At 64.7% G+C, this 12,669-nt stretch carries 18 protein-coding genes; 12 read left to right on the forward strand and 6 right to left on the reverse strand.

Features of this window, described 5'->3' with window-relative positions; translation table 11 throughout:
- The first annotated feature begins 154 nt into the window (after positions 1-154).
- The 4 genes from CK219_RS12660 to CK219_RS12675 all read left to right on the forward strand — a co-directional run bounded on the left by CK219_RS12660 (position 155) and on the right by CK219_RS12675 (position 2,603).
- Positions 155-1,009 carry an ABC transporter ATP-binding protein gene (locus CK219_RS12660; protein WP_095767079.1) on the forward strand — a complete coding sequence of 285 codons (855 nt, stop codon included), beginning with the start codon at positions 155-157 and terminating at the stop codon, positions 1,007-1,009.
- Positions 1,010-1,022: 13 nt separating this feature from the next.
- The gene (locus CK219_RS12665; protein WP_095767080.1) at positions 1,023-1,898 is read left to right on the forward strand and encodes an ABC transporter permease; all 876 of its coding nucleotides are present in this window, start codon (positions 1,023-1,025) and stop codon (positions 1,896-1,898) included.
- A 100-nt stretch (positions 1,899-1,998) separates the two neighbouring features.
- Positions 1,999-2,289 (forward strand): type II toxin-antitoxin system ParD family antitoxin, encoded by a 291-nt coding sequence (locus CK219_RS12670; protein WP_095767081.1) that lies wholly within the window; start codon positions 1,999-2,001, stop codon positions 2,287-2,289.
- The gene (locus tag CK219_RS12675) at positions 2,286-2,603 is read left to right on the forward strand and encodes a type II toxin-antitoxin system RelE/ParE family toxin (protein ID WP_095767082.1); all 318 of its coding nucleotides are present in this window, start codon (positions 2,286-2,288) and stop codon (positions 2,601-2,603) included. Before CK219_RS12670 ends, CK219_RS12675 begins: the two co-directional genes overlap by 4 nt.
- A gap of 3 nt (positions 2,604-2,606) precedes the next feature.
- On the opposite strand, the gene CK219_RS12680 is transcribed toward CK219_RS12675, so the two are convergent.
- Together CK219_RS12680 and CK219_RS12685 are read right to left on the reverse strand one after the other, a co-directional pair.
- The gene (locus CK219_RS12680; protein WP_095767083.1) at positions 2,607-3,974 is read right to left on the reverse strand and encodes a sensor histidine kinase; all 1,368 of its coding nucleotides are present in this window, start codon (positions 3,972-3,974) and stop codon (positions 2,607-2,609) included.
- Positions 3,971-4,648, reverse strand: coding sequence for a response regulator (locus CK219_RS12685; RefSeq protein ID WP_095767084.1), 678 nt, complete (start codon positions 4,646-4,648; stop codon positions 3,971-3,973). The genes CK219_RS12680 and CK219_RS12685 overlap by 4 nt, the downstream gene beginning before the upstream one ends.
- A gap of 481 nt (positions 4,649-5,129) precedes the next feature.
- Here CK219_RS12685 and CK219_RS12690 point away from each other — a divergent pair, with 481 nt between their 5' ends.
- From CK219_RS12690 to CK219_RS12700, 3 genes are all read left to right on the forward strand, one after another.
- On the forward strand, positions 5,130-5,369 hold the full coding sequence (locus CK219_RS12690; RefSeq protein WP_095767085.1) for a DUF680 domain-containing protein: 240 nt from the start codon (positions 5,130-5,132) through the stop codon (positions 5,367-5,369).
- Positions 5,370-5,425: 56 nt separating this feature from the next.
- Positions 5,426-5,632 carry a DUF680 domain-containing protein gene (locus CK219_RS12695; RefSeq protein WP_095767086.1) on the forward strand — a complete coding sequence of 69 codons (207 nt, stop codon included), beginning with the start codon at positions 5,426-5,428 and terminating at the stop codon, positions 5,630-5,632.
- Between the two features lie 273 nt (positions 5,633-5,905).
- On the forward strand, positions 5,906-6,154 hold the full coding sequence (locus CK219_RS12700; protein WP_095767087.1) for a DUF680 domain-containing protein: 249 nt from the start codon (positions 5,906-5,908) through the stop codon (positions 6,152-6,154).
- A 70-nt stretch (positions 6,155-6,224) separates the two neighbouring features.
- Here the strand turns inward: CK219_RS12700 and CK219_RS12705 are convergent, their stop codons facing one another.
- The 3 genes from CK219_RS12705 to purM are packed head-to-tail and all read right to left on the reverse strand — an operon-like array spanning position 6,225 to position 8,532.
- Entirely contained in the window at positions 6,225-6,740 is a 516-nt protein-coding gene (locus tag CK219_RS12705; protein ID WP_095767088.1) for a histidine phosphatase family protein, read from the reverse strand.
- An 8-nt stretch (positions 6,741-6,748) separates the two neighbouring features.
- Positions 6,749-7,456, reverse strand: a complete 708-nt coding sequence (gene purN, locus CK219_RS12710) for a phosphoribosylglycinamide formyltransferase (protein ID WP_095767089.1) — start codon at positions 7,454-7,456, stop codon at positions 6,749-6,751.
- A complete protein-coding gene (gene purM / locus CK219_RS12715; RefSeq protein ID WP_095767195.1) occupies positions 7,453-8,532 on the reverse strand; it encodes a phosphoribosylformylglycinamidine cyclo-ligase in 1,080 nt (359 codons plus the stop codon). The genes purN and purM overlap by 4 nt, the downstream gene beginning before the upstream one ends.
- Positions 8,533-8,913: 381 nt before the next feature.
- Here purM and CK219_RS12720 point away from each other — a divergent pair, with 381 nt between their 5' ends.
- Genes CK219_RS12720 through hdaA form a run of 3 tightly spaced genes read left to right on the forward strand, consistent with a single transcriptional unit; the run spans position 8,914 to position 11,396 of the window.
- Positions 8,914-9,531 (forward strand): CDP-alcohol phosphatidyltransferase family protein, encoded by a 618-nt coding sequence (locus CK219_RS12720; protein WP_095767090.1) that lies wholly within the window; start codon positions 8,914-8,916, stop codon positions 9,529-9,531.
- A gap of 13 nt (positions 9,532-9,544) precedes the next feature.
- Positions 9,545-10,690 carry an AI-2E family transporter gene (locus CK219_RS12725; RefSeq protein ID WP_095767091.1) on the forward strand — a complete coding sequence of 382 codons (1,146 nt, stop codon included), beginning with the start codon at positions 9,545-9,547 and terminating at the stop codon, positions 10,688-10,690.
- A 1-nt stretch (position 10,691) separates the two neighbouring features.
- Positions 10,692-11,396, forward strand: coding sequence for a DnaA regulatory inactivator HdaA (hdaA, locus tag CK219_RS12730; protein ID WP_095767092.1), 705 nt, complete (start codon positions 10,692-10,694; stop codon positions 11,394-11,396).
- Between the two features lie 21 nt (positions 11,397-11,417).
- On the opposite strand, the gene CK219_RS12735 is transcribed toward hdaA, so the two are convergent.
- Positions 11,418-11,681: a hypothetical protein gene (locus tag CK219_RS12735; RefSeq protein WP_095767093.1), complete on the reverse strand. Its 264-nt coding sequence runs from the start codon at positions 11,679-11,681 to the stop codon at positions 11,418-11,420.
- A 335-nt stretch (positions 11,682-12,016) separates the two neighbouring features.
- On the opposite strand from CK219_RS12735, the gene CK219_RS12740 reads away from it, so the two are divergent.
- Both CK219_RS12740 and CK219_RS12745 read left to right on the forward strand, forming a co-directional pair.
- Positions 12,017-12,274, forward strand: coding sequence for a type II toxin-antitoxin system prevent-host-death family antitoxin (locus CK219_RS12740; RefSeq protein ID WP_095767094.1), 258 nt, complete (start codon positions 12,017-12,019; stop codon positions 12,272-12,274).
- Positions 12,271-12,654, forward strand: coding sequence for a type II toxin-antitoxin system VapC family toxin (locus CK219_RS12745; protein ID WP_095767095.1), 384 nt, complete (start codon positions 12,271-12,273; stop codon positions 12,652-12,654). The genes CK219_RS12740 and CK219_RS12745 overlap by 4 nt, the downstream gene beginning before the upstream one ends.
- The last annotated feature ends 15 nt before the right edge of the window (positions 12,655-12,669 follow it).

Here is a 12,669-nt window from a genome sequence, read left to right on the forward strand (position 1 = left end):
GGCAGGCGAGGGCGGACGGACCCCGTCCGCCCTTGAAAAGCAAGAGCTTGCGTCGGCTGCCTGAATCAATTCGGCGGCCGTGTTTCCGGATGCCGGCGAGCAGGCCCGCGGGCCCGGATCGCGCCATCCCGCACCACCACAACAGGAGTGTGCCATGCAATCGCAGACCATGGCGGCGGAGAAACTGTCTCCCGCCGCGCCGCCGGCTGACGCCGCGATAGCCATCGACGATGTGACGCTGCGCTTCGTCACGCCGGACGGCCACATGATGACGGCGATCCGCGATTTCACCATGACGGTGGCGCGCGGCGAGTTCGCCTGCGTCGTCGGCCCGACCGGCTGCGGCAAGTCGACGACGCTCAACCTCGTCACCGGCCTGTTGCGTCCGACCACCGGCAATGTCCGCGTCATGGGCAATCCGGTCACCGACATCAGCCGGGATATCGGCTTCGTCTTCCAGGCCGACGCGCTGTTTCCGTGGCGCAGCGTCCTCGACAACGTCGCCGCCGGTCCGCTCTTCCGCGGCACGCCGAAGAAAGAAGCCTATGAGAAGGCGCGCGACTGGATCGGCCGGGTCGGCCTTTCGCGGTTCGAGAAGCACTATCCGCACCAGCTTTCGGGCGGCATGCGCAAGCGCGCGGCGCTTGCCCAGACCTTCATCAACCAGCCCAAGATCCTGTTGATGGACGAGCCCTTCAGCGCGCTCGACATGCAGACCCGCACGGCAATGCAGGACGAATTGCTGGACCTCTGGTCGGGGCTGAAATCATCCGTCGTTTTCGTCACGCATGACCTTGAGGAAGCGGTGGCGCTGGCCGACAAGGTCTATGTGCTCACAGCCGGTCCGGGCACGGTGAAGAGCGTCTACCACATCGACCTGCCGCGCCCGCGCGTCATGTCCGACATTCGCTACGACCCGAAATTCATCGAGATTGCCAAGGTGATCTGGAACGATCTGCGTGAGGAAGTGCAGCTCGGCCAAAGCCGTGGCTTGCAAGCGAGCCATTGAAAGGAGACTTGCCATGACCGCCATCTCTCCAACCGATCAGGCCGCAGCCCGCGCCACCTCGATCGTCGCCGCGGAAGCGCAGGCGAGGGCACGACTGCGCAAACGCCATGCTCTGGTCATCGGCCTGCGCCTCGCGATCCTCGTCGTCTTCCTAGGCCTTTGGGAACTCTGCGCCGACTACAACATCATCGACCCGTTCTTCTTCTCCAGCCCGTCGGGCATCTGGGAACAGATCTGGTCCTGGATCACCGAGGGCACCTCGCAGGGGCCGCTCTGGCTGCAGATCTATGTGACGCTGGAGGAAACCTTCCTCGGCTTCGCTATCGGCGCCGTCGGCGGCATCGTGGCGGGCATCATCCTTGGCCGCAACAAGCTGCTGGCCGATGTGTTCTCGATCTACATCAAGATCGCGAACTCCGTGCCGCGCGTGGTGCTCGGCTCGGTGTTCATCATCGCGCTCGGGTTGGGCATGGCTTCCAAAGTGGCGCTGGCCGTCGTCATGGTGTTCTTCGTCGTCTTCGCCAACGCCTTCCAGGGCGTGCGCGAGGCCGACAGGGCGATGATCGCCAACGCCCAGATCCTCGGCGCCTCGCCGTTCCAGATCACCCGCTCGGTCATCATCCCTTCGGCGATGAGCTGGATCCTCGCCAGCCTGCATGTCAGCTTCGGCTTCGCCCTTGTCGGCGCCGTCGTCGGCGAGTTCCTCGGCGCCAAGCAGGGCATGGGCCTTTTGATCTCCACCGCGCAGGGCGCCTTCAACGCCAATGGAGTCTTCGCCGCCATGATCATCCTGGCGGTGATGGCACTGGTGGTGGAGTTCATCATCACCCGCTTCGAGAACTATGTGGTGAAGTGGCGCCCGGCGCCGTTCAACGAGCAGGGGACCTGAGCGATCACCGCACACCATCATGTCTGGTGTGCGGCCTCACTTGGTGTATGACAAAGTCATGCGCCTTGTGCTATACTGAGGGGCATCGAGGAGACGAGTCATGCGAAACTCCCAGCCCCTGACGATCACGCTGCCGCTCGAGATGGCGCAGATGGTGAAAAATAAGGTTGCCTCGGGCGAATACGCCACCGAGAGCGAAGTCATCCGTGATGGCCTGCGTACGCTGGCTGCCCGTGACGCGGCGATTGAACGCTGGCTGCGCGAGGAAGTCGTGCCGACGATGCAGGATGCGCGCGCCCATCCTGAGAAGCTTTTGACGGCCGAGCAGCTGCGCCGCAATCTCTCTGAGCACATCAACGCGATCGACGCCAAACCGCGCTCCGGTGCATGAAATATCAGGTCAGGTTCCATGCTGCCGCCGAGCGGGACATTGCCGAGTTGCTGAGCGAGCTCGCGCCAAAGGCTGGCGTGGCAACCGCTTTGCGTTTTGTCGGCCGCATTGTCGACTATTGTCTCGACTTTGAGACTTTTCCGGAGCGGGGCACGCGTCATGACGAAATCGCACCGGGTTTGCGCACGGTAGGATGGCGCCGACGCGCGACGATCGCGTTCGAAATCGTGGATGACAAAGTGGTCATCCTCCGGGATTCTTTACGCGGGTCGTACGCTCGAATTGCCGGACGAAGAGCCCGAACATTGACGTAGGCCTTAGGCCAGCGGCAGCCGGACCTCGACTTTGAGCCCGCCCGCGGCGGCGTCGCCCAGAGTGACGCTGCCGCCGGCATTCTCGACCACCTCGCGCACGATCGCCAGGCCGAGCCCGCTGCCCTCCTCGGCCGAGCCGGCGAGGCGGTAGAAGCGTTCGAAGACATGCTCCCGTTCCTCGGCCGGAATGCCGGGGCCGGTATCGGCCACCGTCAGCACGCCCTCGCGATCGACCATCGCCAGCCTGACAGTCACCGCGCCGCCAGCCGGCGTGTAGCGCAGCGCGTTGTCGACCAGATTGACGATCATCTCGCGCAGCATCGTGCCGTCGCCGATCACCGCCACCGGTCCGTTCTCCTCGAGGCCGAGGTCGATGTCGCGCTTGATCGCCACCGGCGCCTGCGCTTCCAGCACATGGCGGGCGGCCTCGGTGAGGTCGATGCGGTCGGCGCGTGGCCGCCGGCTGCCGGGCTCGGCGCGCGAAAGCGTGAGCAATTGTTCAGCGAGCCGCGCCAGCCTGCCGGAACTCGCTTGCAACGCGACCAGCGCCTCCTGGCGCCGATCGGACACGGTTTCCCGCAAGGCATAGCTTGCCTGCGTCGACAAGAGCGCCAGCGGCGTGCGCAACTGGTGCGCGGCATTGGCGATGAAGCGTCGCTGCGCCGCCATTTGCGCCCGCACGCGCTCCATATAGGCGTTGAGCGCCTCGATCAGCGGCCGGATCTCGCTCTGCGCGCCCGGGACCTCGACCGGATCGAGATCGCTGCGGCTTCGCGAGCGCACGGCATCGCGCAGCCGGATCAGCGGCGCCAAGCCGCGGCGCAGGCCAAGCAGCACGAACACGCCGGCAATGGCCACCAAGGCAAGCTGCTGGGCGAAGGCGCTGAGCCACAGGCGCTTGACCATGGCGTCATGTCCGGCAAGCGTGACGCCGACCGTGACCTTGATCGGCGAATCGCTGCCGGCGCCGATCACGGCATGGCTGAGCGTTGCCAGGCGCAGCGGGTGATCGCGGTAGGTGGCTTCGACGCTGCCGCGATCCGGCGCCTCGGGCAGGTCCGGATAGCCGCTCAGCAGCCGCCCGCCGGCGGTCTCGACGCGATAATAGACGCTGTCGCGGTCGCCGGTGTCGAACATCTCGATCGCCGCCGGCGGCACGGTAGCGTCGAGCGCGCCGTCGGCCATCGCCACCTGCTCGGCGATGGCGCGTGCCGAGCCGACCAGCATGCGATCGGTGACGAGGTCTGCCGTCGCCAGCGCGTTGCGCTGGCTGGTCCACAGATTGATGGCGGCGAGCCCAGCCAACGGCAGCACCACCCAGGCCAGCAACTGCAGGCGAAGGCTGCCGAACCGGAGCCTGTCGATTTTCATGGCGCCGGATCGTCGTGGCGCAACAGGTAGCCCAGGCCGCGCAAGGTGGCGATCTGGACGCGCGATCCCTCAAGCTTCTTGCGCAGCCTGTGCACATAGATCTCGATGGCGCTGGGGTCGGCGTCGGTGTCGAAGTCGTAGATCGCGGTCGAGAGCGCCGCCTTGCTCACCGTGCGACCGGCCTTGACGACGAGCTGTTCCAGCACCGCGTGCTCACGCGGCGTCAGCGACAGCGTCGCGCCGGCAAGCGAGAACAGCCTGGTGTTGGTATCAAAGGTGAGATCGCCGCAGGAAACGATCGGCGCGGTGCGGTCGTTGGCGCGGCGCAGCTGCACGCGGATGCGCGCTTCCAGCTCCTCGATCTGAAATGGTTTCGCCAGATAGTCGTCGGCGCCTTCGTTGAGGCCCTTGACCCGGCCGTCAAGGCTGGCATTGGCGGTAAGCACGATAACCGGCACCGGGTTGCCACGCGCCCGCAGCCTTTTCAGCACCTCCATGCCGCCCATGCGGGGCAGGGCAAGGTCGAGGATGATCAAAGCGTGATCCCCGGCGGCTAAAGCATGCTCGACATCCTCGCCCTCATGCACCACGTCGACGACATAGCTCGCCTGGCGCAGCGTCTTGCTCAGCCAATCGGCCAGTTCGCGATTGTCCTCGACAAGCAGCAGCCGCATCGTTCGTCGCTGTTCCTCCCAACGGCGTCGACCTTCGCCAAAGGGCGGCAGGCGGCGTCCAAATTGGTTCCCGAGGCAACCGATAGTATCGATCCGCGCGCAAGGCAAACGTGGTTTCTCGGCGACCGCCACCCCGGTCATGGTGCCTGCCGAGCCACCTGTTCGGTTGCGCAAGCGATAAAACCGAACCGTTCGGTTCAATTAATGTTGACGGTTCGTATTGCCAGGGTCAACACCGGACCTGTTATCCAGGTGCCGCACCGCGCGATGACCCCCGTAACCGTTTGATAACAAACGACAAGAATGTGGCCGCTGCGTAGTTCACCTAATTTCAAGATCGAACCGAACGGTTCAGTTCACAATTTTTTGTGATTGGAAATGGCAACAGGGCCGACCCATTTCGGGGTGGTCCGAGCGACGCGAATTTCCATTACGGCACGCCACTAGACGGACACGACTTTTGAAATCTGGAGTATCTGAAATGAACAAGATTGCTTTTGCCGCCGCTGCTTTCCTCATTGCCACGGGCAGCGCTTTCGCTGGCAGTGACCACTACGGTTCCGACAATGTCAACCAGCCGGCCGTAACGGCCCCCGCGGGCAACGTCGACAACACCGTCACCGGTTCGATCCGCAAGCTCGACAAGTTCGAGCAGCGCGAGTTCCACATCACACCTGATCAGAACCAGCCGCAGTCGGGCCAAGGCATCTGGGGCCGCTAACCGGCGCGCCTCCTAATCCGCTTCAACCAATAACCTTCAAATCTGGAGTAACTCAAATGACCAAGATCGCTCTTACCGCCGTCGCCCTGCTTGTCGCCACGGGCGCCGCTTTCGCCAGCTCGGACAATTACGGAGCGGCCAATGCCAAACAGCCGGCTGTCACCATCGACCGGACTGTGACGACCTCGATCGCGAAGTCGGACGCGGATGTCCGAAGGCCGGTGGTGCAGGGCACCGATCACAACCTGTTCGGCAACCACTGATCCGACCCGGAAAAAAGCAGGCGGCGGGCTTGTCCCGCCGCTCTGTTTTTCTGCAGCCGGCTAACGCCGTTTGAATCGCATCACAAGTATTTGTCATCACAAGCATTTGTAATCGTTTGCCTTTTTCTGAGCGAAGTCCGATCCGACACTGCCATGGCAGCTGAAAAGCGAACGCGCCGGGAATAAACCCAGGCCGCCGCGGGTCTTTTCGGCAGCGGGGCCATCCTCCCAAGGCCATCGCCCGACGAAACCAAACGGACAAGGAAAACCGAAATGACCAGGATCGCTCTCACCACTGTCGCAATGCTTCTCGCGATGGGCGCCGCCTTCGCCGGCAGCGACCACTACGGCGCCGATGGCGTCAGCCAGGCAGCCACCGTTGGCTCCGACACCAGCGTCACGGCTTCGATCCCGAAGCACAACACAGTCAAGCCGGCCCCGAAGGTCGATACCGAGATGAAGACTGGCGCGGCCGGCGCTGCGGATTGGCCGGGTCCGCCATCGGACAACTGGGGCAATTGAGCTCGTCTTTGAAAATATTGAAGGCGGCGGGCTTGCCCGCCGCCTTGCTTATGGGCCGCCAGGCTTCGGGCTACGTCAAATCCTTCGGCCGAACAAAATGCGTCAGTCGGGCGCCACGGAAGTCGAGATCGGCCCAATCCTTGTCCAGCGTGAACCGGACAAGAGCTGCCGTCGGAAACTTCGCTTCGATCATCTTGAAAACGCTCTCATCCGTTCCGGGGCCGGCCAGCCGCAACACAAAGTGCTGCAGGCCGGGATTGTGGCCGATCACTATCAGGCTCGCTGCCTTGGCCTGCCGCACGCGCGCCAGGATCGCACCGGCAGCCGCCTCGTAGAGTTCGTCGGCGAATTGCGCCGGCACGTTCTTCGGGAGTTCGGCCGCAACCAGCCGCCAGGTATCGCGCGTGCGCAGCGCCGGCGACACCAGCGCCAGATCCGGCAGCCAACCGCGCTGGGCAAGCTCCCGCCCCATCAGCGGCGCCGTCTTTAAGCCGCGCGCGGCTAGCGGCCGGTCGAAATCCTCAAGCTTGGGATCGTCCCGACTCGACTTGGCGTGGCGGAGGATAAGAAGTTGTCTCAGGGGCATTGCAGCCTCTACGGCGTGATCCGCGCCAGCTGCTCGAGGTCGGTCTCCTCGCGCAGCGGGTCGGGCGCCATCACCACCGAGGTGGCGTTGTCGGCGTCGTCGGCGAAATGGGCAAGCACGGTGTGGCCCTTTTCCATGCGCGCCTTGCCTTCGGCGACCAGACCCAGCGCCAGCGGATAGAGCCGGTGCTCCACCTTCAGCACGCGCGCGGCAAGCGTGTCCTCATTGTCGCCGACCATCACCGGCACGGCGGCCTGCGCGATGATCGGGCCGTCATCCATCTCGGGCGTGACGAAATGCACCGAGCAGCCATGGATGCGAACACCGGCGCGGATGGCCCGCGCATGCGTGTCCAGACCCTTGAAGGCCGGCAGCAGGGCAGGGTGGATGTTGACCATGCGCCCCTGCCATTTCTCGACCAAGCCGCGGCCGAGGATCCGCATATAGCCGGCCAAGGCTACGATGTCGGCGCCGAAGCCGACAAGCGCGGCGTCGAGCGCAGCGTCATAGGCATCCTTGGTCGGATGGTCGGCGCGCTGGATGACCTTGGTGGCGATGCCGCGCGACTGGGCGATGCCGAGGCCGGCGGCGTTCGCGCGGTCGGAAATGACGCCGACGATTTCCGCCGGATAGATTGGATCGGCGGCGGCCGCGATCAGCGCCGTCATGTTGGAGCCGCGTCCCGAGATCAGGACGACCGTTCGTTTCCTGCTCATAGGCCGATCGAGCCCCGATAGATGACGCCGGCGTCGCGGCGCGGCACGATGCGGCCGATCGGCGTCACCGTCTCGCCGGCTTCCTGCAGCACCGCCGCGACCTGCGCCGCCTGGCCGGAGGCGACCGCGAGGATCATGCCGATGCCGCAATTGAAGGTGCGCATCATCTCTTCCGGCGCGACGCCGCCGGTCTTGGCCAGCCACGAGAACACCGGCGGCACGTCGATCGCTTCGAGGTCGAGCTCGGCGGAAAAATCCTTGGGCAAAACGCGCGGAATGTTTTCCGGGAAACCGCCGCCGGTGATATGGGCCAGCGCCTTGATGCCATGCGTGTTGCGGATCGCTTTCAGGATCGACTTCACATAGATGCGCGTTGGCTCGAGCAGCGCCTCGGCGAGGCTGAGCTCCTCGTTGAATGGCGCCGCATCGCTCCAGCTAAGGCCGCTCGCGGCGACGATCCGGCGCACCAGCGAAAAGCCGTTGGAGTGCAGGCCGGACGAGGCAAGGCCGAGCAGCACGTCGCCTTCGACGATGTCGTCGGTCGGCAGCAGCTGGCCGCGCTCGGCGGCGCCCACGGCGAAGCCCGCAAGGTCGTAATCCTTGTCGTGATACATGCCCGGCATCTCGGCGGTCTCGCCGCCGATCAGCGCGCAGCCGGCCTGCCGGCAACCTTGCGCGATGCCGCCGACGATTGAAGCGCCCTGGTCCGGGTCGAGCTTGCCGGTGGCGAAATAATCGAGGAAGAACAGCGGCTCGGCGCCCTGCACGACGATGTCGTTGACGCACATGGCGACGAGATCGATGCCGATCGTGTCGTGCTTGCCGGCATCGATGGCGATCTTGAGCTTGGTGCCCACACCGTCATTGGCCGCGACCAGCACCGGATCGGTGAAGCCGGCGGCCTTCAGGTCGAACAGTCCGCCGAAGCCGCCGATCTCGCCATCGGCGCCCGGCCGGCGCGTGGCGCGCACCAGCGGCTTGATCTTCTCGACCATCAGATTGCCGGCATCGATGTCGACGCCAGCCTCGGCGTAGGTGAGCCCGTTTTTGCGCTCGGCCTTGTCGCCCTTGCTCATCGTCGGCTCGTCCTCGTTTCCATTGCCGGCTCTTCGCATGAATGGTTTCGGGGAGCAAGGATGGCCGTCGTTTCCGCCGACAAAAGCGTGGAAAGTGAGCACCGACATAGGCGATTGGCGAAGGCCGAGATGGCCAATCTCCCCCCTTTGCGGGGGAGATGTCCGGCAGGACACGGGGTGTGAAGGAATACCAGCGTCGATAATGGTTCTGACGACACGGCGAAAGAAGAACTCCGATATGCCGAGGGACAGCACCCCTCTGCCTTGCCAGGCCTCTCCCCTGCAAGAGGGGAGATCGGCAGCTTCAGCGCCGCTCCTCTCTTGCCCAATTTACTTATCTCCATCATCTATTCTCCAATAAAAATCGCGACGGGACATCATGTGACCCTTCCCAACATGATCACGATCATGCGGCTGCTGCTCGTGCCCGCGGTGGTGCTCGCCATGCTGCAGGCGCATTGGGACTGGGCCTTTGCCGGATTCCTCGTTGCCGGCATCTCCGACGGCGTCGATGGCTTTATCGCGCGTCGCTGGAACCAGTCGTCCAGCCTAGGCGCCTATCTCGATCCGATCGCGGACAAGCTTCTGCTGGTCTCGGTCTTCGTCGTCATGGGTTTTGCCGGCGAACTGCCGCTTTGGCTGGTGGTGACCGTGGTCTCGCGCGACGGGCTCATTGTCTGCGCCGTGCTCTTGTCCAGCGTGATGAGCCATCCGGTCGAGGTCAAGCCGCTCTTCGTGTCGAAGGCCAACACCGCCGCGCAGATCGTGCTGGCGGCGCTTGTGCTGGGCGAACTTGCCTTTGCCGTGCACCTGGACCCGTTGCGGACCGCGCTCATATTGCTGACCGGGGTCTTGACCGTGGCTTCGGCCGCAGCCTATCTCGTGGCCTGGCTAAGGCATATGAGCGGCTATGGCGAAGGCTCCCGAACGAGCAACTCCCAAACCGGCGACATCAAGTCGCGCATCGGCAAATCGGGCGGCTCCAACACGGGCGCCTGACGGCGAAGCCGCGGTGATTGAGGCCGACGACAGCTCGGGCGGGCTTCGCCGCCAGGTCTTCTTCTGGCTGGCGACGGCGGTCCTGCTGGCGCTGTTCCTTTACATTTTCTCGGGCATCCTCCTGCCTTTCGTCGCCGGCATGGTGCTCGCCTATTTCCTCGACCCGGTCGCCGACTGGCTGCAGCGGCTCGGCCTCTCGCGCCTGATGGCGACCGTGGTGATCCTGATTGCCTTCATCGTCGTGGTGGTGCTGGCCCTGGTCATCCTGGTGCCGGTGCTGGCCACCCAGATGGCCGATTTCGCCCGCAAGCTGCCGGAATATCTCACCCGCCTGCAATCGCTGATCACCAGTTTCGACCCGAAATGGCTGGAGCAGCGTTTCGGCGTCAACGCCGCCGGTCTGCGCGACGGGCTGAATTCGCTGCTCACCTCGGGCTTCAGCCTGCTCACCACCGTCTTCACCTCGATCTGGAGCTCCGGCGTGGCGCTGGTCTCGGTGGTGAGCCTGTTCGTCGTCACCCCGGTCGTCGCCTTCTACATGCTGCTCGACTGGGACCGCATGGTGGCCGAGGTCGACGGCTGGGTGCCGCGCGATCATGTCGAGACGGTGCGCGCGCTTGCCCGCGACATCAACACCGCCACTGCCGGCTTCGTGCGCGGGCAGGGCACGCTTTGCCTGGTGCTCGGCGCCATGTATGCCACGGGCCTGACGCTGACCGGCTTGAACTTCGCCATCCTCATCGGCTTCTTCGCCGGGCTGATCTCCTTCATCCCCTATGTCGGCTCTTTGACCGGGCTGGTGCTCGCCGTCGGCGTCGCCTTCGTCCAGTTCTGGCCGGACTGGACCATGGTGGTCGCCGTGGCCTGCGTGTTCTTCGTCGGCCAGTTCATCGAGGGCAACATCCTGCAGCCGCGGCTGGTCGGAAAGAGCGTCGGCCTGCATCCGGTGTGGCTGATGTTCGCGCTGTTTGCCTTCGGCGCGCTGTTCGGCTTCGTCGGCCTTTTGATTGCCGTGCCGGCCTCGGCGGCGATTGCCGTGCTGGTGCGCTTCGCCATCGCCCGTTATCTGGAATCGCCGCTTTACAAGGGCAACGGCACACAGCCCGCGCCGCAATTGCCGGCCGACCGCGGCGGCGGCCATCGCTCGACGCGGGGCTGAAATGACGGCTCAGCCAGCCGACCCGCCGCGCCAGCTGCCGCTCGATCTCGGCCACGGCACCGGCTATTCGCGCGACGAGCTCGTCGTCTCGGGCACCAATGCGCAAGCGGCATCGCTGATCGACCGCTGGCCGGACTGGCCGTCGCCGGTGGTCGTGCTGGCCGGGCCGCCCGGCTCGGGCAAGACGCACCTCGCCCGGATCTGGCAGGATCGGACGCATGCCGTCGCCATCGATCCCGGCCGGATCGGCGAGCACATTGCTGGGCTCGGCATCAGGCCGGCGTTCATCGACGACATCGACAAGGCGGCGGTCGACGAGCACGGCCTGTTCCACCTGATCAACGCCGTGCGCGGCGCGGGCTCGACGCTGCTTTTGACGGCGCGGCGTTTCCCCTCCGCCTGGCGCGTCGCGCTGCCCGATCTCATCTCGCGGCTGAAGGCGGCGTCGACGGTCGAGATCCACGAGCCCGACGACCTTTTGCTTGCCGGCGTCATCACCAAGCTCTTCGCCGACCGCCAGGTCGAGGTCGAGCCGCATGTGGTGCAATATCTGGTGCGTCGCATCGAGCGCTCGCTCGCGACCGCCATGCGCGTCGTCGAGCGCCTCGACCGCGCCGCACTCGAACGCAAGACGCCGATCACCCGCGCCTTGGCCGCCGAGACCGTGAGCGCCATGGACGAAGGGCAGGGCGAGTTCGATATTTAGCCACCGATAGCGTCCCGGCGGTTACGCCCATAGCCCGGCCAGATGCTGGGCCAGAAGATACACGCCTGTGTGCGCCGCGATGTAACAGGCGGCGACAAGGACGAAAAACATCAGGCCGGCGGACCGCGACCGCGCGACGCCACCCGGTCTCTTGCTCGGCCGGTTGTTCCAAACCCAGAGCGCAGAGCACAGAATTGCCCAGACCACCATGACCGGAACGGCAAAGCCGTAATAGGCTAAATAGGCCGGGCCGATCAGCGACAGCACCGCCTCGACAACAGGCATGGGAAATCCCCTTTTGTTCAAAGCTTAGACCGGCGACAAAGTTGGAAGCGAGGGATTATTCAAGCCACAGCCGGTGTGTTCCGTGATCAACCCGTGGGAGCCAGCGGCCTAGCCGTCCCATTTCGGAACGGCCTTTCCGGCATCGCTCTTGCAAGGCAGACAATGCCGGTTGATCCCGGTCCCGGTCGCGTTCCTGATCGGGTTGTAGGCTCGCCGGGCTCGAGGTGTTGGGGTTCTCGCCCGGCGGGTTTACCGTTCCTCCGAACTGCGGGCCTTGAGCTAGACTATCAAATGGTCTATTTAATGGACCAAATCATGGTCCATATAGGGTTGTCATGCAGATATCCGTGACAGACGCCAAGGGGCAACTGACCGAACTGGTGAGGCGCGCCGAGGCTGGAGATGAGATTATCCTGACCCGCCACGGTCACGCGGCCGTGCGTCTCGTCCCGGTACGGTCCGCGCCGGATCGGAAGCACCGCCGGAGCCTGCTGCAGGCCGTCCGGGCCTCCGGCGCCGCGAAAGTCAGTGCCGGCCCGCCTGCGGCGCGCAGCCAGGATTTCCTCTACGGCGACGACGGCCTGCCGGAATGATCGCGGTCGATACCTCGGCCTTGATCGCCATCGTCCTCGACGAGCCGGCGGCGGACGCCTGTATCGCTGCGCTTGGAACGGAAGACGAACTTCTGATATCGGCCGGAACCGTAGCCGAGCTCCTGATTGTTGCCGCACGACGCGGCGTGGCCGAGGAAGTGCAATCCCTGCTCGACGGGCTCGGCTTCGAGATTGCGCCAGTCACGGAAGGCGCGGCTCGGCGTGTTGCCGAGGCTTACGCACGATGGGGCAAAGGCATCCACCCCGCGGCGCTCAACTTCGGCGACTGTTTCGCTTATGAGGTGGCGAAGGACCGCGCTTGCCGGCTGCTCTATGTCGGCGAGGATTTCTCCAAGACGGATGTCGAAGGCGCGATTTGAGCGATCCGGAAATGG

This window comes from Mesorhizobium sp. WSM4313 (assembly GCF_002294725.1).
In the GTDB taxonomy this organism is placed as follows: domain Bacteria; phylum Pseudomonadota; class Alphaproteobacteria; order Rhizobiales; family Rhizobiaceae; genus Mesorhizobium.